Consider the following 20126-nt stretch of genomic DNA (forward strand, 5'->3'; position numbering starts at 1 on the left):
GTGACGAATAGGATAAGCCTTCTATTTAACTTACCTATATATAAGTATAAGTAAACATATTTCATTAAGCAAAAGGTTTAGCTCTTATGTAAGAAGTGAACACCTGATTCGGGAAAAAAATCAGCCAAAGACTTGTAAGGAAATAGCTGCTCCTTTGAATTATCCCTTGATCGGAAGGCGAATAGTGAATTTAGTAAGTCTGTCCGTTGATGAGCAGGTGAGAGTTCCTTTTTGCTTTTCGATGATTTCCTTGCAGACAAAGAGTCCAAGCCCTGTTCCTCTTTTTTTAGTTGTAATAAAAGGATCAAAAATATTAGGAAGGACGTCATCTGGTATTTTTGGTCCGTTATTAGATATCGAAAGACATAGATTCCCGGCTGAATCAATTGTGCTGGAAAGATAAATACTTGGATTTGATACTTCTGAAATGACATCCAGGGCATTCATAATGATATTCAAAAGCACCTGACGGATTTCTTCCTTCAGGCCCGATATTTGGATCTCATCCATGATATTGCAGGTTATATTGGCATTTACCTCCAAGATGCTGGGGTAGAGAAATTCGATCACTTCGTTTACCAGCTGTGATAAAAAATATGTATCATTTTCAGGAGGTGCCATTTCCTTTTTGGACAGGTTTAAAAATTGGGTAATCCGTGAATTCAGCTGATCTAATTCTTTTGCGATAATATTCAAGTATTTCTTTTCTTTGGTTTCTGCTTGGAGCAGCTGGACAAACCCCATAATCGAGGTCAGGGGATTCCTGAATTCATGGACAAAACTGGATGTCATTTGACCTAACAGGGTAAGCCTGTCTCTATGGGCCTGGCTGATAAAGTAATATTGATCTTCCAGTCTCTTTTCTCTGTAAGCTGTGTAACTATGCAGAAATTTAATCAGCAGGAAATCAAAGTATGTGTTGATTGCTTCTATGAATTCAATCGTATCCTGTTCAGATGGCCCAGTTTTGATGAATTCAGTAAACACGATATTTCTTCCGATTGAATAGGCGTGATAAATTTGATCAATGGAAGCCAGGTCATTTCCGGCAAAAGTCTTATGGATAAAGCATTCGACAGCTTTCTCGTACTCTTCTTTTGATTTGTCGATATAATCAATCAGGCAGTTAAGGAAATCGTTAATGCTTTTACTATGTAAATTGGCCGAAGAGGGAAACTCTTCAGAAACTTTTCTTTTCCATTCCCCTTCAATGCTTTCTTTGAAGGTCAATAAGAAATTTTTAACCATTCGTCTGTCAGTCAGCATTTTGTTCCTCCAATTCAAAAAATCATCCTTTTCTTAACTATTTCTCTAAAAAACGGGAAAATCCTTTTTTGAATGGAGTCTTTTGACTACTATCAAACATGAAAAAAGCAGACGGTATATATGAAACGGCCCTCCATTCCCAGGCAGGCTGGTAAGGGAGAGGTCTGTGGTCCGTATATACAGCTACTTTTGAAGAGGGCCATAAGGCTCTATATGAATGATAGCATGGTTGATGTCATGCTTTTGTTTAAGATTCTTTTCAATTCCTACCGTAATGTCATGCCCTTCCACGATATTGAGGTAGGGGTTCACATAAACGACAGCTTCGACAAGAATTTCATTTCCATGCATTCGGGCTTTAATGCCGTCCATCTTTTCCACACCTTCTGTATGGGTAATCGTCTCCGCAATGTCCTGGAGCAGCCGTTCATCGAAACCGTCCGTGAGGGAATGGGATGCTTCTTTGAAGATTTCCCAGGCTGTTTTACAAATGATCAGTCCTACGACAATTGCCGCAATGGCGTCGAGGAAGGAGATGCCAATCTGTGCCCCCAATATACCAATCGCTGCTCCGATACTTACAAGTGCGTCAGAGCGATTGTCCTGGGCGACTGCATAAATGGAGGCACTTTTTATTTTTTTGCTCAGTTTAAGATTGTAACGATAAATTCCATACATAAATAATGCAGAGAATAAGGCCGTAAAAGCTGTCAGCATGCTGGGGCGGTCGTGATTGGGAGTAAAAAACGATTCGGCTGCGTTAAAAATAACCTGGATTCCAACCGTCACCATTATAAAGGCTGCAATCAAAGAGGCAATCGTTTCCGCTCTTGAATGTCCATACAAATGATCTTCATCTGCCGGCCTTTTTGAAATTTTTAAGCCAATCAGCACAGCAATGGAAGCAATGATGTCTGTAGAATTATTTAACCCGTCTGCCCACAGTCCCTTAGAATTCCCTATATATCCAATGGCCAGCTTGACGGAAGCCATAAAAAGGTAAGCGGCAATGCTGATATAAGCGCCTTTCTCCGCTGAAAATTGCTTTTGTTCTGGCATGCTTTATCCTCCTATTGCAATCTAGCTTTAAAAAATATCAAATCAGGTTTTAGGGGGTCTATAGAAAAAAGTCGAATAATGGCAGTAAACTTGGAAAAACGCAGCAGAATTGTCTTTCTAAAATGAAATTGCACAAAGGAAAAAGCACCCGTATCTTGTGTCTGTCATATTCAGATTTTGGAAAGATATGTCCCGAAATGGGGAGGACAGGCTTAGTCTTCCCTTGAAAAGTCAATGTATAAATAGTATATTTTATTTGAGGATTTTAACTATATAAGTCCACAAGGGGAGCTGGAGAGGCTGAGAGTGAGCGAGTGAGTTCTGACCCTATGAACCTGTTAGTTAATGCTAGCGCAGGGATGTGGTTTTGGATACAAGCAATACTGGGCATCCATTACCGCCCCGGTGTTGCTTTTTCTTTTGGATAAAAGCAGCTGGGGGTACTCATGAAGGCTCCTCTGGAAGTAGGGGAGGAGAAGGAAATATGAATCAAAAAACATTATTTATGGTGGAAATAGCTGTCTTTGCAGCACTTGCGCTGCTGCTGGATCTAGTTTCGGGTTTTATCTTTTCGCGGATCTGGCCGCAGGGAGGATCGGTATCGATTGCCATGGTGCCTGTTTTCTTAATGGCCTTTCGCTGGGGAATCAAAGGCGGGGTATTAACAGGTGTCCTGTTAGGGGCCTTCCAGATTCTTTTTGGAGCCGTGCCGTTTCATCTGGCATCCTGGATTATCGATTATGTTCTGGCATTCGGGGTCGTTGGACTGTCAGGTGTCTTTATGAATAAGATTGCCTATTATTCTAAAAAGGGCATGATGTCCAAAGTAAATGCCTATGTTGTGTCGGGGGTATTTATAGGAAGCTTTCTGAGGTTTCTCTGCCACTTTGCTTCAGGGGTTCTTCTTTTTGGCATGTACGCACCTAAAGGCCAGCCGGCTACAGTCTATTCTTTCATTTATAATGGAACGTATATGCTTCCAAGTGCTATTTTATCGGCAGTCGTGCTTATTTTGATTTATGCGGCGGCCCCAAAGGTATTATTAAAAAAAGCTTATTAAACAGAAAAGGAAGATACTCGGGATAATGAAGTCCGAGTGTCTTTTTTTTTTGTTTGCAGTGTATTCTCAGGCGGATAGTCCTATGATAAACTTTATTTATCAAAAATTTCCATCTGCAATTGGTATGAAAAAGAAGGAGACATAATGGAGTTCTTAACTGAAAAATTGTTATTTATAGCTTTGTTTATTTTTATCATTCATTCGATAGAAACACTTGCCTATGCTGTAAGATTATCTGGCGCAAGAGTCAGAATGATAGCTTCAGCCTTATCTCTCTTTAATATAATGGTCATCGTTTCAAGGTTAGCAAATATGATGCAGCAGCCTTTTACGGGCAGTCTAATCGATACTGCTCCAAAAGAAAATGCTGCGGAGTCTGTTGAAACACAATTTCGGATTCTTATTGGAGCCTCAACAATGGGAACCATTTTCGGCATTCTCCTGCTTCCTACTTTTATAGCTTTATTTTCAAGAGCCATTATTCATTTATCGGAGGAAAGGGGTTCAGTTCCTTCCTTAATAAAAAGAATACTTTCGTTACAATATATAAAGCGAGGTATCACGCATTTTAGTTTACCGAAGTTTAGCTATTTGCAAGATACTAGAATCAAGGATCTTCCTATAAGACTGTTTTGTGTAAATATGATCATAACGGCAATCTATACGATAGGAGTATTAGCTGCTCTATATGCAGCTTTATTAGCTCCTGAACGGGCTTCTACAGCTATTATGGCTTCTGGTTTAATTAATGGGATAGCCACAATCCTGTTGGTCATTTTTATTGATCCGAAAATATCTGTTCTGGCAGATGATGTAGTTAATCACAGAGGAAGCTATCGGAAGCTGAAGTATTTCGTTAATGATGGTGACTTCACGATTATTAGGTACCATACTTGCTCAATTTATATTCATATGGGGAGCGAAATACATAGCCTGGTTTACGAAATTCATTGTGTAACAGTCTTCCCCTTTTCAAGTTTGCTGGCATATAAGAGAGAGAACCCCATATTTTCTTGGTGTTCTCTCTCAAAATATTATCATGGCTTTCTTGAGGGAGATCTTTTTATTTAGCAATCAATACAGCGCAGCTTGCATTTTTAGCTACAGAACTGCTTGTGCTGCCAAGGAAAAACTTTTCAATCCCGCTTTTTTCACTGTTTCCAACTATAATTAAATCCCCATCGTGATGTTTAGCATATTCGCATATGCTTTCTGGGGCATTTCCTTCTAGAATTTCAACTGCTGCTTTTACATTATAGCCGCTAAGCAGCCTTCTCGCATTTGCCTCTGCATTCATCACACTGTTTTTCACCACTTCATGCGTTTCATTTGCCCGATCTCCCAGTGCCCTTTCTCCTTCAATTACATTCATCGATTGAATGGGATCTGAATACATGCCTGAGGTAATAGAAGATGGAGCATTTCCAATCATGACTTCTTCTCTTCGTTCATTTCCTACATGGATGACGGTCATTTTTGCTCCGTGAAAAGCATTTGCCACTTGAGCACCGTAATCGATTACCTTTGCACCTTCTTCGGATCCGTCATAAGCCACAATAATATGTGAAAAATGTTTCATATTCTCAGCTCCTTTTGGGGTAATTTGAAATAGGGGGGAAAAGCGTATATATGGCTATTACCCCTTCTGCTGAATCATTACACGAATCCTTAAAAAAATTATATTTTTGGAAATTTTCTGGGTGTGTGAGGTTTCCAAATGGCGGGTATAGGGTAATACAGCGATGATTTGTGTAAAAGAAGGGCAGAATATTCTGCATATCGCTGAGTTGAATGGGGGGTTACACGGTTATCATGAAATCAAGGAAAGCGTTTTTTAAGCGGAAAAATAAGCCTGTCAAATTTTTAAAAGTCCTTTTTTGGCTGGGTCCAATTATGACAATGCTGGCCATTATTCTTATATTTTTTTTACAGCCAAATATCAGCATTGATGATCTGAAAGATGGGATGAAGCAATCCACCGAAATTTATGACGCCGATGGAGAGCTGGCCAGCAAGGTGACAGCCAATAAATCAGAAGACGTCCGGATCGAAGATGTACCGCAGCATGTGCAAGATGCCGTCATTGCGATAGAAGACCATCGTTTCATGAAGCATCATGGCATTGATTTTTTCGGGGTTGTCAGAGCAATAGGGACCAATATAAAAGCGGGTGGAATTACGGAGGGAGCGAGCACTCTCACTCAGCAGCTTGTGAAAACGACCCTGTTAACACCTGACCGAACCTTCAAACGAAAGATGGATGAATTCTTCTTAGCCAGAGAGGTGGAAAGAGAGTTCTCTAAAGAAGAAATCTTAGAGCTTTATCTGAATAAGGTATATTTTGGCCACGGAGCATGGGGAATTCAAAAGGCTTCGAAAATCTACTTCGGCAAGGATGTTCAGGAACTTACTGTTTCAGAAGCGGCCCTTCTGGCAGGTGTGATCAATGTTCCCGGCAAATTAGATCCTTTCAATCATTTTGAAGCATCAAAGAAAAGGAGAAATCTGGTGCTTTCCAGGATGCAGGAGCATGGCTACCTCAGCGCGGATGAAGCCAAAAAAGCAAAGAGCGAACAGATTGTCCTGACTGAAGATGGAAAAGGAGATCCTTTAAAAGGAAAGTATCCTTACTATGTTGACCATGTTCTTTCTGAGGCTTCGAAAAAATATGATTTGGAATTAGAAGATTTGCTGACAGGCGGGTACAAAATCTATACGTCACTTGATCAGAAGATGCAAAAGGCGGCGGAAGAAGTCTATGCCGATCCCGATAATTTCCCGAAGAGTCCGGAACAGGAGGCCGCTCAAAGCGGTACCGTGCTGCTTGATTCTAAAACAGGAGGAATTAAAGCTTTGGTCGGCGGAAGAGGGGAACACCAATTTATGGGCTATAACCGGGCAACACAGTTGCAGGCCTCTCCGGGATCCACAATGAAGCCTTTGGCTGTATATACGCCGGCACTCGAGCAAGGGTATTCAATCACTGCTCCTTTAAAGGATGAAAAAATGGATTTTAATGGATACAGTCCATCCAATCTGGGCGATACATATAAGGGACAGGTTCCCATGTTTCAGGCAGCAATGGAATCGTTGAACGTTCCGACTGTCTGGCTTCTTAATGAGATTGGAATTGATAATGGGTTAGATTCCTTAAAACGCTTTGGAATCCCGACAGTAGAGGAAGACAGGAATCTGGGCATTGCACTTGGAGGGCTGAAGTACGGCGTGGCTCCTATCCATATGGCAGAGGCTTATTCAGCTTTTGCTAATAAAGGTGTTCGGCATGAGGCTCATGCCATTGAAAGGATAGAAGATGCCCAGGGCAAAGAGGTCGTTTCGTGGAAAGAAAAGAAAACGAAAGTCACGACCAAAGAAATAACCGACAAAATCAATACAATGCTGCTTGGTGTCGTTGAATATGGGACAGGATCGAATGCGAAAGTTTCAGGGCATGAAATCGCCGGGAAAACAGGATCCACCCAAGCGGAACAATTAGACATCAGCGGAGCAGTTCAAAACCAATGGTTTGTCGGATACACGCCGGGAATTGTCGGTGCTGTCTGGGCTGGATTTGATAAAACGGACAATCAGCATTATCTGACAACCAACAGCAGCCAGGGGGCGACACTTGTTTTCCAAAAAATCATGAAAAAGGCACTGGAAGATGAACCGGCTGAATCCTTTCATGTCGAGGATATTTCAGGACTCATGACAGAACAGAAGAAAATAGAGGAACGCGAACAAAGACGCCAGTATTGGCGAGATAAAGGAGACCAAATCAGGGACGGATGGAATAAGTTCAAAAATAAAATCCTTCCCAACCAGGACGCGAATGATGAGTCAGCTGAGGAACAACAGGCAGAAGCGGCTGATTCAGCTGAAAGCAAACCCCGGCAAGAAGAACGTCCTAAGGAAGATACGGCAGAACAGCCTGAAATGAATAAAGAGGCGGAAGCGGAACAGAAGCCAAAAGAAAAAGAGAAACCGATAAAATCGGAACCTGAACAAGCTGAAAATAGGGCGGAAGAAAAGAAACCGGTCAGTGAAGAACCCGTAAAGGATAAACCGGAAGCCATACCGCCTGAAAAAGAGGAAAATCAGGAGGAAATAGAGAAGAAGACAGAGGAAACTCCGGCAAAAGAAGAAAGGCCAAAGGAGGAAGAACAGGCAGACTCAGCGAATAATGAATGACAGAAGAGCAAAGGAGACATTCCGCCTGACCTGCGGGATGTCTTCTTTATTTGGTGGCATAAGCTTATAAAAACAGAGAGAGGAATGGTACATATATGAAATTTAATGGCTTTTCCGCTGTACAAGTCAGAATAGCCAGGCCTACGGATAAATTTGAAGAAATTATTGATTTTTATAAGAATGGCTTGGGACTTAAGGAAATAGAACAATTTAAGGGAGCGGAATACACAGGGGTGATTTTCGGCCTGCCTGATGTTACCTATCAATTGGAGTTTACCCGGCATATCAACGGGAGTCCCTGCCCTGCCCCTACCAAAGATAATTTGTTAGTTTTTTATATGACAGATAAAAAGGAAATCGACACAATAACTAAACGATTGCAAAAAATGGGCTATACAGAGGCGGAGCCAGAGAATGAATATTGGAAAGAACAGGGGGTTACGATAGAGGATCCGGACGGCTGGCGTATTGTTTTAATGAATCGTTCTTATGAGTAATTTTTCAGAAGGATGGAGGGGTCTTCTCTAGTACACTCTGGAACAGCCTGCTACGCATAACAAAAGGCATCGAGGGACCTCGATGCCTTTGAATATACTTTTTAAATGTCCTTTCCTCCATAAGAGAAGAACGTTTGTTTACAGCTGAACTGAATGATCTTCTGATGGAGTTTCCATATATCGATCGAGTCCGTTTTCTTCTTCGGCACAGCACTGTTCAATTTGTTTCAATGTATCCTGTACATTCTTTCCTTCCAGAATGACTTTAATATCTGCGCATTCTTCCAGTGTAAGCATGAAAGATACCAGTTTTGGCAATTCACTTGCTTCAATCATTTTATATTCGCACACAAGATAGGCTCTGCCTTCGAAATCCTGGATGGCCTGGTGCAGATTCATAATTTGGGTCATGGATAACCTGGAATTTAATTTAAGATCAGTAGACATCATTTTATACATCTTTGATTGCTCCTTTTTCTCTATGTAGTATTGTATATTTTCAAGATATCTTTTTGTATTGGTTATGTTGATTATTTACCCGGACAAGAAACTTTGAAACCACATGTTGAGAAAAGAATTTAGGAGACGGGGATGAGGGGGGAGTAGAAATGAAGCCAGGGGCTGCAGGCGAACTTACATTTAGCGCCTGCAGCCTAATGCATCTCCTATCGAAGATCCATTAAGGCACCAAAATATTGCTGGGCTGTTGTAAAGCAAATAAAGGCAATTAACTCTGAAATTTCAGAATCAGTGAATTCTTCTTTTAAAACATCCATGAATTTCTCTTCTGTCTTTTCTCTTTGAAGTAAAAAAATTTCAGCATAGGCCATCGCATAACTGACTTTCTTATTTTCTGATGTCTGCGGCTTTCCTTTTACCTGGCAGTAGGCGCATCCATTTCCAAAAGCGAGAACGCGTCTGACCTGTTCCTTCAGCTCTTGCGGAAGCAGGCCGTCTGACGCTGCGGCAGCCTCTAATTGGGTCCAAGCCTTGCGGATCGTCAAAGAATGAAATAATTTTTGATAAGGTGTATCACCTGTAAGAGCTAGTTTAATTCTAACCATCTTTTTCCCTCCTTAGAAAAATGATAAGCTATTAAAAAGAAAATATTAATTTCTTTTTTTAAGGAACTGATAAGTATACTTATCAAATAGATTGTAAAGAGAGTGAATTCTTATCAAATGAAATTAGATGACAAAGACAGAGAAATATTGAATGAATTAGGGAGAGACGGACGGCTGTCAATGAGAGAACTGGGGAAAAAAGTGGGGATGTCTGCTCCTGCTGTGACGGAACGAGTACGGCAGATGGAATCGTTTGGAGTAATCACTGGATACCATGCGGCTATTAACCGGAAAAAAATCGGCTTTCCAATCGATTGTATCATGGAGGCAACAGTAAAAAACGGAGAGTATGAACGGTTTAAAACCTATATTTCTAAAAGACCGGAAGTTGAGCATTGCTGGAGGATAGCTGGCCGGGCGTGCTTCATGCTGAAAATGCATGCAGAGAGCCTTGAGAAAGTAGAGGAGTTCATCTCCCAAACGATTCCCTATGCTCAGACAGTCACTCATATAGTCCTTTCTGAAGTGGACATGAATCAGGATAAATATTGACAATGATAATCAATTTCATTTAAAATAATTTATTATATCGGAATGGGGCTGTATGCATGTTTATCCAAAAAAGAGTGATGACCATTAAGGAAGGTTTTGCTGATCAAGTAGTGGAGAATTTCCGCAATCGCCAAGGGATTATTCAAGAGCAGGAAGGATTCATCGATCAAACGGTGATGGTGAAAAAAGTCCGGCGCGGAGACGAAGAAGTGGTGATCATGATTCGCTGGGAATCAGAATCACATTGGAAACAATGGGAAAAAAGTGATGCCCATATTCAAGGACATAAAAAAAATATGGGGAAACCAAAACCAGATTACATCTTGGATGTATCCCATGGATTGTATGAAGTAAAGGCCGTCAAAACACCTGCATCAGGGACTGAAGCATAAGAGAAAAGCAAATTTCAAAGTGGAATTTGCTTTTTTTATGAAAAAGGGAACGATATAGAGAGTTGAAACGTCTCCATGGATGAGGAGAACTCATAGAGAGCGTGGTGAGAAAAGAAGATGGGGGAGAAAGAGCGGATTCAGAGGGCGCAGTCAGGAGATGATTCTGATTTAGCCATGCTTCTGCGGGACAATTATGCTTTTTTATTAAAATATATAATTAAATTGACTTACAAATCCTCTGAAGCAGAGGATCTGGCCCAGGAAACCATGGCAAAGGCTATTTCAAATATTTGATCGTTCAATGGAAAGGCCAAATTTTCCACTTGGCTTATTTCGATTGCCACCCATTTGTATGTAGATCAGCAGCGGAAAAGGAAGCGGGAACGTGCCTGGAAAAAAGAACAAACACTGCGGCAGAAAAAGTGGCAGGCAGAAGCCGGGAATCAAGCTTGGGATGAGATGATAGAGATACTGGGCAGGATGAAGGATGAATGGCGTATCCCTATTATTCTTAAACATTACTATAGCTATTCTTATGGAGAGATCAGCAAGATGCTAAACATTGCCGAATGAACGGTAAAATCAAGAGTCCATAAAGGAATTGCCGCAATACGGAAGGAGCTGAAAAAGAATGGAGAAGAACAAAAGGGCATCCCTGGAACAGCCAGACAGCCTTGAGGAAAAGATTGTATCAAGAATGAAAACAAGCCTTCAGGATTTCGAAGCTGGCTATCCGGTTAAAACGCCTGATCTTTCTTTTTTCAAGCGGGTGATTGAGGAACAGGAAGAGTCGCCGGCAAGGCGTGAGTGGCCAGAAACGCTTTCTTTTTTATTGATCGCAATTCTTATTTTAAGTCTCTCAGGGATTGTTTTAAATAAACTGCCGCAGCTATTCTTTGTGTGCCAGGCGGTTCTCTTTGTTTTCTTATCGCTTTTTGCTATAAGACAGTTCATGAACGGAAAGAAGAGTGTGTATGATGAATAATACTAACCTGTTCTTGATCCCTGTTTTTTTCCTGCTTCTTGCCTACCTAATTATCAGAAACAGAAGAAAAAAAGAGGAGGATGAATTGAATGATTATCGTGACTACTGATTATGTGCCGGGAATGGAAGTCAAAGAGTATAAAGGATTGGTAAGAGGGAATGTCGTCCAGTCTAAGCATTTGGGGAAGGACATCCTGGCGGGTCTTAAGACTATTGTCGGCGGTGAAATTAATGAATATACAGAAATGATGGACGAAGCCCGGAAAAAAGCCATAGGACGAATGGCAGAAGATGCAAAGGCAAAAGGCGCCAATGCTGTGGTAGCTATGAGACTGGAATCTTCTGCAATTATGCAGAATGCCAGCGAAATCATTGCCTATGGCACAGCTGTCTATGCCGAATAAGCCAGGAAAAATTCCACTGAAACGGCGCTCTCCTACAGGGGAGCGTTTTTTAGGAGAACGTTGGGATTCTAACATGGTTTGCCTAACTATAAGGGAAACGGCGCGGAAATAAAGAAGAGGGATTCTCAGTGGATGAGAAGGCTGGGGATGGCTGAGATGGGCGAAGTGCAGTTCCTTTCCTTAGCAGCGGAAAGAGGAGGACCCTGAAGAGCAAATCCTCCGCCTTATACCTTTACGGCAGGTAAGTGATGGTCTACATTCTGCCCGAACGGATAATCGTATAAATTAATAATAAGAACATTAAGCATGCGACGATGGAGCCGATCTCGATTGCCGGCACTCTCCATAACAGACTGGATTCACCTACAAGAGCTGCACCGATGATCAGACCGACCATAATAATGCTGAAGGCAAGCAGAATGATGCTGAACGAAAGCCTGTTGCTGATTTTGTCGAGCCGCTTTAGGAAGAGGGCAAGTTCTGGAACGTTGATATCAAGTTTTAACTTTCCTTTCTGAATAACAGTGGAAACTTCTCTTATATTTTTCGGAAGTTCGCTCAAACTTTCTGCAAAATCAATAAACTGGCTCCAAGTCTTTTTGGCCGCTGTTTTTGGATTATATCGTTCGAAGAATAATTGCTGACCAAACGGTTCTGCAGCCTTCATAATTGAAAATTCAGGATCGAGATTTTCAACAATAGCTTCAATCGTCAAAATGGTTTTTCCTAGAATCGTAAGCTCCGGAGGAATCCGGACCTGATGCCGATAGGCTGTGGAAAATAAGTCGTTCAGAGCATTCCCGAGGCTTAGTTTGCTTAACGGCTTATCATAGTATTTCACTCGCAGATCATCAATATCAAACCGCAGATCTTTCATATTAGTCTCATCAGAAATTAGGTCCATTTCTTCAAGCGTTTTGATGATTCCTTCCGTTTTTCCCCGCTGCAGGTACATAACCAGACTTGCAAACTGAAATTTCATTTCCTCAGACAGTCTTCCGACCATCCCAAAATCCATGAGTGACACAACGTTATCTGGAAGGATGATGATATTCCCAGGATGCGGATCGCCGTGAAAAAATCCTTCAATTAAGACTTGATGAAGGATAGCATGGGTGAGCCGTTCTGCAATCAGTTTTCGGTCATATCCGCCTTCATCCAGTTTTTCAAGCTGGTTGACCTTGATGCCTTTCACAAAGTCCATTGTCAATACTCTCTTTGTTGTATAATCCCAATGAATGGAAGGGATGCTGACAGCGGGATCATCTTTAAACTGCAGGGCGGCCCGTTCACTATTTCTTCCTTCCGCATTATAATCCAGTTCTGCCCGGAGTGTTCTGGCGAATTCGCCTATAATCTTCCGAATTTGATAGCGTTTGGCCCAGCTAAGCCTTGCTTCCATCAGCCTGGCGATATCATCCATGATTTCCAGGTCTGTTTCCACATTGGGCTGAATGTGAGGACGCTGGATTTTAACAGCCACTCGTTTGCCAGAAGGGAGGAGGGCTGAATGTACTTGTCCAATCGAGGCTGTAGCCAAAGGGAAAGGGTCAAATTCGCTGAACAGATCTTCAAGCGGGCGGCCCAATTCTGTCTCGATAATGGACCGCACCTTGTCAAAAGTAAAAGGCTCTACTTGATCCTGAAGCTGCTCCAATTCACTTACAATCTCAGCAGGAATGATATCTCTTCTTGTGCTGGCAATCTGTCCGAGCTTTATGAAGGTAGTTCCAAGGGTTTGAGAAAGGGTTCTCAGCCTTTTTCCGATTGAACGGAGATTCATGCTGTTATCACTGTCTTGTAATTTTTTTTTGACAGATTTCTTTTCGGATAAACCAATTCGATAGATAAAATAACTGAAGCCATTCCTTAGAAAGGCGTTGATGATTTCTTGATAACGGTGTGCATGTTTAAGGCGCTTGCCGAGCATAGTCGTTCCTCCAGCCAAACCTTCATAGGTTCTTTTGTTCGAGTGCTTCAATTCTTCTTTCCAGCCTGTCCACCTCTTCTTTAGAGGCGAGGTTCAAGTGTTCCAGTGATGATTCGACCCTTTTTCTCACCATCTCGTCGATTGATTTTTGTGCTTGTCCGCCTTTTTCGATCAGTTCCTTAACAAGTGCCTGGGACTCAGCGGCGCTGGTTTCTCCCTTTTTCACAAGGTATTCGGACGTTTTTTGTATCTGCTCTTTTGCGGTAATGGCGGCTCCAAGGCCAAGTGCGAACGTATTTTTCATCAAACTCATTTTCATTCCTCCATTTCAGCATCATAAATTAAACGAAAAGCTTTGTTTAAATGAAAAGCAGCGTGCAGCCGTATTATCAGCACGGCAGTAATAAAAGTGAGGACAGGCACTTCCTTGAAAAATAAAAGGTTCTTTTATTCATCATACAGGATTTTATACACCCAACCAAAAAAAAATGCTGGGCATTTTTAAAAAATTCGAATAACGGGTATCAAAGTATTGAAGGGTTAAAAAAGGAAGCCGTGGTAATATGAAGGATAGACAAACGCTATATTAAAGATAGAGAAAGCAGGTGGTTTAGATGAAGTTTAACGGATTAACAGCGGTAGTGACAGGTGCATCAAACGGGATTGGCCGAGCGGTTGCAGCAGCCTACGCTGAACAGGGGGCTTCTGTTGTATTGGCAGATCTTGACGAAGAAAACGGGCAGAAGTTTGCTGGAGAGCTGAACGAAAAAGGAAGCAAAGCTCTTTTTGTTAAAACCGATGTCCGCAAAGAAGCGGCTATTACAAAGCTCATGAAAAAGGCGTATGAAGAGTTTGGCTCCATTGATATTTTAATTAATAATGCAGGCAAATCTGTATTTAAATCCCCGATGGATCTAACTGTTGAAGAATGGGATGATATCATACAGACAAATTTAAGAAGTGTCTTCCTGGCATCCCGTGAAGCAGTGAAATATATGTCTAGAAAGGAAAAAGGGAGAATTGTCAACATGGCTTCAACAAGAGCGACGATGTCAGAGCCGAATTCTGAGGCATATGCTGCCACAAAAGGGGGAATTGTGGCTTTGAGCCATGCTTTGGCCGCTTCGTTCAGCGGGCTGGGCATTACAGTCAATTCCATCTCACCGGGCTGGATTGAGACTGGCGATTATCAGGCACTCCGCCCAGTTGATCATGAGCAGCATCTGTCTGGCAGAGTTGGGAAACCGGAAGACATCGCCAGAGCCTGTCTTTACCTGACTGATCCCGAAAATGACTTTGTAACAGGTATTAATCATGTGGTGGACGGAGGAATGACCAGAAAAATGATATATGAGCATTAATGAGAAGATTTTCGTTTTAAATATTCATGTTCCGTACCCAGTTCTCTGTTAAGGAGGCGTTCCATCTGTTCAAGATGTATCCTGGGAACAGGGGGATCAGAAGGGGACCATTTAACTGTATAAATAAAGTAGTAATTTTTTATCATTCGGAAAATGACAGTGGAATGAGGATACTCCTCAAATTTCGCCTTTATGTTGTATTTTCTAGTATAGGACCAATTAATCAGGCGCATTGCATTCATCCTTTTGAAGGGGATTTTTAAGGCTTAGTTTCTGTGAAAAAATCAGGCTGCCCGGTCTCCCGGCAGCCTGGCTTGTTGCAGTCCATCTTATTTTTCGAACAAATTGAAAATCCCTTTTGCTATACTGCCTTCATCCGAGGAGCCGCCATTGCTTGGCATCGCTGCAAATACTCGGCTGGCAAGCCTGCTGAACGGCAGGGATTGAATCCAAACTTTTCCGGGTCCTCTCAGTGTAGCAAAAAATAACCCTTCGCCGCCGAATAAGGCCGTTTTTACACCTTTGACCATTTCGATGCTGTAATCCACATCTTTCGTCATGGCAACAAGACAGCCTGTATCTACCTTGAGGACTTCTCCGGGAGAAAGGTTCTTTTCAATGATCGTGCCGCCTGCATGGACAAAAGCTAATCCGTCTCCTTCGAGCTTTTGCATAATGAATCCTTCACCGCCAAAGAAACCGGTGCCGATTTTTCGTTGGAATTCTACCCCTATAGATACCCCTTTGGCAGCAGCCAAAAACGCATCTTTTTGACAGATGATCTTGCCATCCAGCTTGCTTAAATCCATGGGGATAATTTTTCCCGGATAGGGGGAAGCAAATGAGACATGCTTTTTGTCAGAACCTTCATTTGTAAATGTCGTCATAAATAGACTTTCACCAGTAATCATTCTTTTTCCGGCGCTGAATAATTTCCCCATCAGTCCGTTGCTAGAAGAGCCATCGCCAAAAATCGTTTCCATCTTAATTTGGCCATCCATCATCATCAGGCTGCCAGCTTCTGCTACCACTGTTTCCTTTGGGTCTAATTCAACTTCAACAAACTGCATGTCATCCCCGAAAATTTTGTATTCAATTTCATGATTATTCATCTTTGTTCCTCCTATGTATTAAATCATTTCATCTTTATTGTAAAAGAGTGAAGAGGGGAAAGGTAGTTAATTTTTGGAAAATAAAGAAGCAGGGGTTTCCGCCCTGCTTCTGCTAAAAAAAATATTTAGGCAAAGGGTTTATTCATCAAGCTCCTTGACTGCTTTTTTTGCATCCTTTAACTCACCTTTTGCCCGTTTTTCTTTTAAGTCAAAATACATATCCATAACTTGTACGCCAATCCGTTTGTTGATATCATCCGTTGGTGCACCTCTGTATGCCCATGGCACAACGACTGCCATGGCAACCTCTGGATTATCGTATGGTGCATATGTGACAAGTGTCAGATTGGTGATATCAACAGGATCGCTGAATTCTTTCCTTCGTGGCCCGTCATAAAAGGCTTCTGCCGTTCCGGTTTTTGCTGCGGGGGCATAGCTTTTTCCGCTGTAGTATTTAGCAGCGGTTCCGGATGTCGCAACAGCCCGGAAACCTTGCTGGACTCGCTCAAGCCAGTTGGATTTGCTGCCGATATCATTCAGTACAGTCGGCTTCATTTCCTGGAAAACAGGACCAAGCTCATCGTTTTTGTTTGTCGGTTCCCTTATTTCCTTTACAATATGCGGCTGGAGCCTTTTTCCGCCGTTAGCAACGGTTGAAACATACTGGGCAAGCTGCATCGGTGTATACGTATCAAATTGGCCGATCGCTAAATCAAGGACTTTACCCAATTGATCATTGGGTCCTTTGAAGCCGGCAGATTCATTAGGGAGATCAATCCCGGTTCTTACCCCGAGGCCAAACTGTCCATAGTGCTTCCGCATAATATCAAAGGTATCTTTGGAAATACGGAGCGGCTTATTAGGGACATAAGTGCCTCCGCCAATCTTAATCGCTGTCATGAACATATACACATTGGATGATTTCTGAAGCGCAGTAATGTCATTGACATATCCAAGACTGCCGTGTGAGCCTTTTATTGGAGTGCCTGCAATGGACATCGGCCGGTCATAAAATCCGGTTCCAGGGCTGATGGCTCCCGTTTGGAATCCTGTGAAAACAGTTGCTCCCTTTACAGAAGATCCCACTGTATAGGATGTGGTAATATTCCCGAGGGCAAAGTCATTCAGCTTCGTTTTTCCTGTTTTACTGTCTCTTGTATATTGTTTGCCGGCCATGGTCAGAACATCACCGTTCCGAGGATCCATCAGAACAACAAAAGCTCTGTCTAAGAGAGCTGTATTCCCTTTTGCTTTCGTCTTGTTCAATTCTTTTTCAATAATCTTCTCAACGGCGAGCTGGAGATCCATATCAATGGTCAGTACAAGATCTTTGCCGCTTTTCCCATCACTTAATGGGACCGTATCAACGACTTCGCCTTTTTGAAGGACATTTTCTACTCTTGCCTTTTCACCGCGCAGAACATCTTCATATTGCTTTTCAATATAGCTTTTTCCTACCCGGTCATTTCGGCTGTACCCTCTTGATAAATAGTATTCCAGATTTTCGCTTGGTAGCCCTTCCTCTGATGAGGAAACCTTGCCGAGTACGGATTTCAGAGTTTCGTCATACGCATAGGTTCTGTCCCAGTCCGTTGTAATTTCAATGCTTGGCAGGGAATCAAGATGCTCGCTTACTCTGGCAAACTCTTCCGTAGACACATCCTTATTTTTGACAATTGCCGGGGTCAGTGCATACCCGCTGTTGAACTGGCGGAAAATCGCGAGGACTTCAAGTTCATCATCGCTGAACTCATTAATATTTTCTTCTGTAATTCTTTCAATTTGCAATTTATATAAATCTTTTTCTTCCAGTTTCTTTTCCTTAACAAGCTGTCTGTCCTTGTCGGTAATCAGTTTTTCGGCCCGTTTAGGGTTTTTCAGGATCCAAAAATCCTTGCGGTCCCGTTCTGTCACTTTATCAGGTTCTATTTCTATTAAATCAGCCAGCTTCTCTGCGGTCTTCAGCATTTCTTTCGGCTTTGTGTTCGGATATTTTGTGTAAGTAATGGCGTTCTTTGGAGTGTTTTCAACGATTGGCCTATGGAATCGGTCATACATTTTCCCTCTTGGTACAGGCGTGTTGATTACATCATTTTCCGTACGTTTCACTTCGCGAAGATATTCATCTCCATACACAATCTGAACAATGCTCAGCCGGACGATTAATCCAGAGAATAATAGAAAAACAGCCAAAAATACTAAATTCAGGCGCAGAGGGATCGGGGTATTCTTTTTCTTCTTTTTTCCTGGGGTCAATTCCATCATTCCTTTTAACAAGATAACCTGCCGTTTCTGTCTCTTATGATATAGAAGATTTACTATTTTTACTATATTTTTCGATAAGTTTCCAATTATTTTAGGGGAAATATGAAACGAAAGGCTTATGGGGGGCTGGAATTCCGAAACGGATGATGCGAAAGACTTGCTATTTAAGATGTAGATCGGAGAAATGGAGAATGAGGGGGTTATGCTTCTTTTTGGTCTGAAGGGTATACAGCTAGAGGAAGCTCTATAATCGGTACGATTTCTTCAAAATAGCTGCAAAGCTCTTCCCATTTATCAGGAAAGATATTGATAAAGCGCTGCATAGCATCCAGTGAATAGATGACGAGACATAGAGGGGGAGAACTTGCTTTTTCGGTAAGCTGGAAGAGCAATGCATGAGGGATGGTATAAAAAGGATATATTTGATAAGGATCAAGCACCACTGTTTCTAACTGGTGATCGGCTGCAAATTTATGCGCGGCTGCTTTTTGGATAGTCATACTTTCCTCGCTGCACAAATCTTCTATTCGGTACTGCGGATTTAATAATATGATTGCATTCATTTTTATTGGCACCTGCCCGCTTTTTAGCATTCAGCATGGCCAAAAAGCCGGGCGGGTATTCACAAACAATTTTTAAGAGGAGATAAGGTGTTTGATTTGACTGATAAGCTGAAGGTTATGTGTGTTTTCGAGTACTTTTAGGGAGATATCTTTCCATTGAATAGAGGGGAGTGTTCGTAACTCTGTGCCGTCTTTCATGCAAGAAAACCAATCATGAGCGGAAAAGACTGGCTCGGGCTGATCAGACCATACCTTTTCTAAACAAGGGCTGTGGATCTTGGAGTCTGTAAGTTCAGAAGAATATATGGCCGGCCAATAATCGGAACGGGATCCGGTATGCGGTGTCCGGCGGGCGAAGTCTAGTATGTCCGTATGGATTGATGGGTCATACAGAATCTGGTAGAGCTGTTTGCCCAGTCTGATCCGTGTGTTGACGTCCGAAAACCTTTTAACAGGAAGGCCGGTTAAGGATGGCAGAGTTTCGTTACTAAAGGAAAAAGGGAAAACGATGTTTGTGAAGCCTAACATTTCCTGAAGCTGGAAATCGAGCCGCCGGACGATATCCTTTCCCGGTCTTTGCTTAATGATTTTTTCATCGAGCATATGCTGTTCATTCATGATCATGGCAACAGTCAAAAGCTCGGGTTTCTTTTCCTTGCGGCACATTTCCCAAATAGGGTGCATAAAAAGGGAAACCTTAAAGGCACGTAATAATTTTTGCATCAATCTTTCGCTGTGCCTGGCATATTCATAAATAAGCAGCTGGGGATAAATGCCGGAAAATATCGCTGCATTTCCGGTCTCTAAAAAATGAAAGAATTTCTTTCTCTCGGCGTACGGCAGGATTTCTTGCATAAACGGCCCTTTTAAATCCGTCATATGGTATCCTCCATTGCGAGAGACCATATGGGCTAGAAAAGGCCAATGGACTTCAGGGTTGCGCTCGTAAAAGGAGAGATAGGCTTTTGTTCTGGTAATATTATTCCTGTTCTTTACCGCTGTTTCTCTTCTGATCTCTTTAATCAGGCTTGTTTCTTCTGTAAAGAAGATATCTGGCCCCGTGAGTATCCGCTTTTTTTCATTCTCCCATGCATCGCAGAGGAAGGCGTATTCACTTTCCGAGATAATCTTTTTGTCTGAGGAATTCCAGCCAATCCAATTAAGAAACGATTTCCATTTCAAGGTAACACCAGCTTCAGAATTTTTTCGTGATGAACAGATTCTTTCAGTTATAGGCGAATTAAAGAACTGACTGTTTTTTTCATTATATGAAGAAGACTGGTGAAGGGTCCTTTAGGATGAATAATAAGAAAGTTTGAAAAATATTGACAAAAATGTGACAGGATAGTAATCTGGTTTAAGGAAAGTTTATCCAATACGGAAGGAGGCGGATGATATGATTGTGAAACATCAAATCAGATGGTT

At 41.9% G+C, this 20126-nt stretch carries 21 protein-coding genes, 1 pseudogene and 1 riboswitch; of the genes and pseudogenes, 11 read left to right on the plus strand and 11 right to left on the minus strand.

Translation table 11 applies throughout. The features are described from left to right. Window positions 1–159: 159 nt before the first annotated feature. Together BQ4305_RS17035 and BQ4305_RS17040 are read right to left on the minus strand one after the other, a co-directional pair. Entirely contained in the window at window positions 160–1266 is a 1107-nt protein-coding gene (locus BQ4305_RS17035; RefSeq protein WP_110928955.1) for a two-component system sensor histidine kinase NtrB, read from the minus strand. Window positions 1267–1449: 183 nt separating this feature from the next. Next, complete coding sequence (locus tag BQ4305_RS17040) at window positions 1450–2325, minus strand: cation diffusion facilitator family transporter (RefSeq protein ID WP_110928956.1); 876 nt, start codon at window positions 2323–2325, stop codon at window positions 1450–1452. A 274-nt stretch (window positions 2326–2599) separates the two neighbouring features. Beyond that, window positions 2600–2702: riboswitch (TPP riboswitch) on the plus strand. Window positions 2703–2809: 107 nt separating this feature from the next. Between BQ4305_RS17040 and thiT the strand changes: the two genes are divergently transcribed. Then, window positions 2810–3385, plus strand: a complete 576-nt coding sequence (gene thiT, locus BQ4305_RS17045; protein ID WP_110928957.1) for an energy-coupled thiamine transporter ThiT — start codon at window positions 2810–2812, stop codon at window positions 3383–3385. A gap of 144 nt (window positions 3386–3529) precedes the next feature. Beyond that, window positions 3530–4343: pseudogene (locus BQ4305_RS17050) on the plus strand (lipid II flippase Amj family protein). Between the two features lie 105 nt (window positions 4344–4448). Here the strand turns inward: BQ4305_RS17050 and BQ4305_RS17055 are convergent. Continuing rightward, the gene (locus tag BQ4305_RS17055; RefSeq protein WP_110928958.1) at window positions 4449–4964 is read right to left on the minus strand and encodes a universal stress protein; all 516 of its coding nucleotides are present in this window, start codon (window positions 4962–4964) and stop codon (window positions 4449–4451) included. 233 nt (window positions 4965–5197) lie between these two features. Between BQ4305_RS17055 and BQ4305_RS17060 the strand changes: the two genes are divergently transcribed. Further along, the gene (locus BQ4305_RS17060) at window positions 5198–7576 is read left to right on the plus strand and encodes a transglycosylase domain-containing protein (protein WP_199880739.1); all 2379 of its coding nucleotides are present in this window, start codon (window positions 5198–5200) and stop codon (window positions 7574–7576) included. A gap of 95 nt (window positions 7577–7671) precedes the next feature. Then, window positions 7672–8073 carry a VOC family protein gene (locus BQ4305_RS17065; RefSeq protein WP_110928960.1) on the plus strand — a complete coding sequence of 134 codons (402 nt, stop codon included), beginning with the start codon at window positions 7672–7674 and terminating at the stop codon, window positions 8071–8073. Between the two features lie 138 nt (window positions 8074–8211). Here the strand turns inward: BQ4305_RS17065 and BQ4305_RS17070 are convergent, their stop codons facing one another. Both BQ4305_RS17070 and BQ4305_RS17075 read right to left on the minus strand, forming a co-directional pair. Continuing rightward, a complete protein-coding gene (locus tag BQ4305_RS17070) occupies window positions 8212–8532 on the minus strand; it encodes a hypothetical protein (protein WP_110928961.1) in 321 nt (106 codons plus the stop codon). Between the two features lie 206 nt (window positions 8533–8738). After that, on the minus strand, window positions 8739–9137 hold the full coding sequence (locus BQ4305_RS17075; protein ID WP_110928962.1) for a carboxymuconolactone decarboxylase family protein: 399 nt from the start codon (window positions 9135–9137) through the stop codon (window positions 8739–8741). Between the two features lie 117 nt (window positions 9138–9254). On the opposite strand from BQ4305_RS17075, the gene BQ4305_RS17080 reads away from it, so the two are divergent. From BQ4305_RS17080 to BQ4305_RS17100, 6 genes are all read left to right on the plus strand, one after another. Continuing rightward, window positions 9255–9689 (plus strand): Lrp/AsnC family transcriptional regulator, encoded by a 435-nt coding sequence (locus BQ4305_RS17080; RefSeq protein WP_110928963.1) that lies wholly within the window; start codon window positions 9255–9257, stop codon window positions 9687–9689. Between the two features lie 56 nt (window positions 9690–9745). Next, window positions 9746–10081, plus strand: coding sequence for an antibiotic biosynthesis monooxygenase family protein (locus BQ4305_RS17085; RefSeq protein ID WP_110928964.1), 336 nt, complete (start codon window positions 9746–9748; stop codon window positions 10079–10081). Between the two features lie 117 nt (window positions 10082–10198). Further along, entirely contained in the window at window positions 10199–10375 is a 177-nt protein-coding gene (locus BQ4305_RS21930) for a sigma factor (RefSeq protein ID WP_234396997.1), read from the plus strand. Between the two features lie 54 nt (window positions 10376–10429). Continuing rightward, window positions 10430–10654, plus strand: a complete 225-nt coding sequence (locus BQ4305_RS21935) for a hypothetical protein (protein ID WP_234396998.1) — start codon at window positions 10430–10432, stop codon at window positions 10652–10654. A 58-nt stretch (window positions 10655–10712) separates the two neighbouring features. Further along, window positions 10713–11066, plus strand: a complete 354-nt coding sequence (locus tag BQ4305_RS17095) for a DUF5345 family protein (RefSeq protein ID WP_110928965.1) — start codon at window positions 10713–10715, stop codon at window positions 11064–11066. Between the two features lie 89 nt (window positions 11067–11155). Next, window positions 11156–11470 carry a YbjQ family protein gene (locus BQ4305_RS17100; protein WP_110928966.1) on the plus strand — a complete coding sequence of 105 codons (315 nt, stop codon included), beginning with the start codon at window positions 11156–11158 and terminating at the stop codon, window positions 11468–11470. Window positions 11471–11723: 253 nt separating this feature from the next. Here BQ4305_RS17100 and BQ4305_RS17105 read toward each other — a convergent pair whose 3' ends face one another. Then, window positions 11724–13400, minus strand: a complete 1677-nt coding sequence (locus BQ4305_RS17105) for an ABC1 kinase family protein (protein ID WP_110928967.1) — start codon at window positions 13398–13400, stop codon at window positions 11724–11726. A 22-nt stretch (window positions 13401–13422) separates the two neighbouring features. After that, window positions 13423–13713 (minus strand): phasin family protein, encoded by a 291-nt coding sequence (locus BQ4305_RS17110; RefSeq protein ID WP_234396999.1) that lies wholly within the window; start codon window positions 13711–13713, stop codon window positions 13423–13425. A gap of 301 nt (window positions 13714–14014) precedes the next feature. Here BQ4305_RS17110 and BQ4305_RS17115 point away from each other — a divergent pair, with 301 nt between their 5' ends. Further along, window positions 14015–14761: a glucose 1-dehydrogenase gene (locus BQ4305_RS17115; protein WP_110928969.1), complete on the plus strand. Its 747-nt coding sequence runs from the start codon at window positions 14015–14017 to the stop codon at window positions 14759–14761. 329 nt (window positions 14762–15090) lie between these two features. Here BQ4305_RS17115 and BQ4305_RS17125 read toward each other — a convergent pair whose 3' ends face one another. The 4 genes from BQ4305_RS17125 to BQ4305_RS17140 form a co-directional block, all read right to left on the minus strand. Further along, window positions 15091–15873, minus strand: a complete 783-nt coding sequence (locus BQ4305_RS17125) for a TIGR00266 family protein (protein ID WP_110928971.1) — start codon at window positions 15871–15873, stop codon at window positions 15091–15093. A gap of 138 nt (window positions 15874–16011) precedes the next feature. Beyond that, entirely contained in the window at window positions 16012–18135 is a 2124-nt protein-coding gene (locus tag BQ4305_RS17130) for a penicillin-binding transpeptidase domain-containing protein (RefSeq protein ID WP_110929675.1), read from the minus strand. Between the two features lie 203 nt (window positions 18136–18338). Then, window positions 18339–18701 carry a hypothetical protein gene (locus tag BQ4305_RS17135; RefSeq protein ID WP_110928972.1) on the minus strand — a complete coding sequence of 121 codons (363 nt, stop codon included), beginning with the start codon at window positions 18699–18701 and terminating at the stop codon, window positions 18339–18341. A gap of 72 nt (window positions 18702–18773) precedes the next feature. Then, window positions 18774–19883: a DUF2515 family protein gene (locus BQ4305_RS17140; protein WP_199880740.1), complete on the minus strand. Its 1110-nt coding sequence runs from the start codon at window positions 19881–19883 to the stop codon at window positions 18774–18776. Window positions 19884–20126 lie beyond the last annotated feature (243 nt).

It is taken from the genome of Bacillus massiliglaciei (genome assembly GCF_900098925.1).
Classification (GTDB): Bacteria; Bacillota; Bacilli; order Bacillales; family DSM-1321; genus Peribacillus; species Peribacillus massiliglaciei.

What these genes read in the sequence shown, in the direction of transcription:
- BQ4305_RS17035 (WP_110928955.1), bottom strand. Translation starts at nt 1,266, where the DNA reads ATGCTGACTGACAGACGAATGGTTAAAAATTTCTTATTGACCTTCAAA.
- BQ4305_RS17040 (WP_110928956.1), bottom strand. Translation starts at nt 2,325, where the DNA reads ATGCCAGAACAAAAGCAATTTTCAGCGGAGAAAGGCGCTTATATCAGC.
- thiT (WP_110928957.1), top strand. Translation starts at nt 2,810, where the DNA reads ATGAATCAAAAAACATTATTTATGGTGGAAATAGCTGTCTTTGCAGCA.
- BQ4305_RS17055 (WP_110928958.1), bottom strand. Translation starts at nt 4,964, where the DNA reads ATGAAACATTTTTCACATATTATTGTGGCTTATGACGGATCCGAAGAA.
- BQ4305_RS17060 (WP_199880739.1), top strand. Translation starts at nt 5,198, where the DNA reads ATGAAATCAAGGAAAGCGTTTTTTAAGCGGAAAAATAAGCCTGTCAAA.
- BQ4305_RS17065 (WP_110928960.1), top strand. Translation starts at nt 7,672, where the DNA reads ATGAAATTTAATGGCTTTTCCGCTGTACAAGTCAGAATAGCCAGGCCT.
- BQ4305_RS17070 (WP_110928961.1), bottom strand. Translation starts at nt 8,532, where the DNA reads ATGTATAAAATGATGTCTACTGATCTTAAATTAAATTCCAGGTTATCC.
- BQ4305_RS17075 (WP_110928962.1), bottom strand. Translation starts at nt 9,137, where the DNA reads ATGGTTAGAATTAAACTAGCTCTTACAGGTGATACACCTTATCAAAAA.
- BQ4305_RS17080 (WP_110928963.1), top strand. Translation starts at nt 9,255, where the DNA reads ATGAAATTAGATGACAAAGACAGAGAAATATTGAATGAATTAGGGAGA.
- BQ4305_RS17085 (WP_110928964.1), top strand. Translation starts at nt 9,746, where the DNA reads ATGTTTATCCAAAAAAGAGTGATGACCATTAAGGAAGGTTTTGCTGAT.
- BQ4305_RS21930 (WP_234396997.1), top strand. Translation starts at nt 10,199, where the DNA reads ATGGGGGAGAAAGAGCGGATTCAGAGGGCGCAGTCAGGAGATGATTCT.
- BQ4305_RS17095 (WP_110928965.1), top strand. Translation starts at nt 10,713, where the DNA reads ATGGAGAAGAACAAAAGGGCATCCCTGGAACAGCCAGACAGCCTTGAG.
- BQ4305_RS17100 (WP_110928966.1), top strand. Translation starts at nt 11,156, where the DNA reads ATGATTATCGTGACTACTGATTATGTGCCGGGAATGGAAGTCAAAGAG.
- BQ4305_RS17105 (WP_110928967.1), bottom strand. Translation starts at nt 13,400, where the DNA reads ATGCTCGGCAAGCGCCTTAAACATGCACACCGTTATCAAGAAATCATC.
- BQ4305_RS17110 (WP_234396999.1), bottom strand. Translation starts at nt 13,713, where the DNA reads ATGAGTTTGATGAAAAATACGTTCGCACTTGGCCTTGGAGCCGCCATT.
- BQ4305_RS17115 (WP_110928969.1), top strand. Translation starts at nt 14,015, where the DNA reads ATGAAGTTTAACGGATTAACAGCGGTAGTGACAGGTGCATCAAACGGG.
- BQ4305_RS17125 (WP_110928971.1), bottom strand. Translation starts at nt 15,873, where the DNA reads ATGAATAATCATGAAATTGAATACAAAATTTTCGGGGATGACATGCAG.
- BQ4305_RS17130 (WP_110929675.1), bottom strand. Translation starts at nt 18,135, where the DNA reads ATGGAATTGACCCCAGGAAAAAAGAAGAAAAAGAATACCCCGATCCCT.
- BQ4305_RS17135 (WP_110928972.1), bottom strand. Translation starts at nt 18,701, where the DNA reads ATGAATGCAATCATATTATTAAATCCGCAGTACCGAATAGAAGATTTG.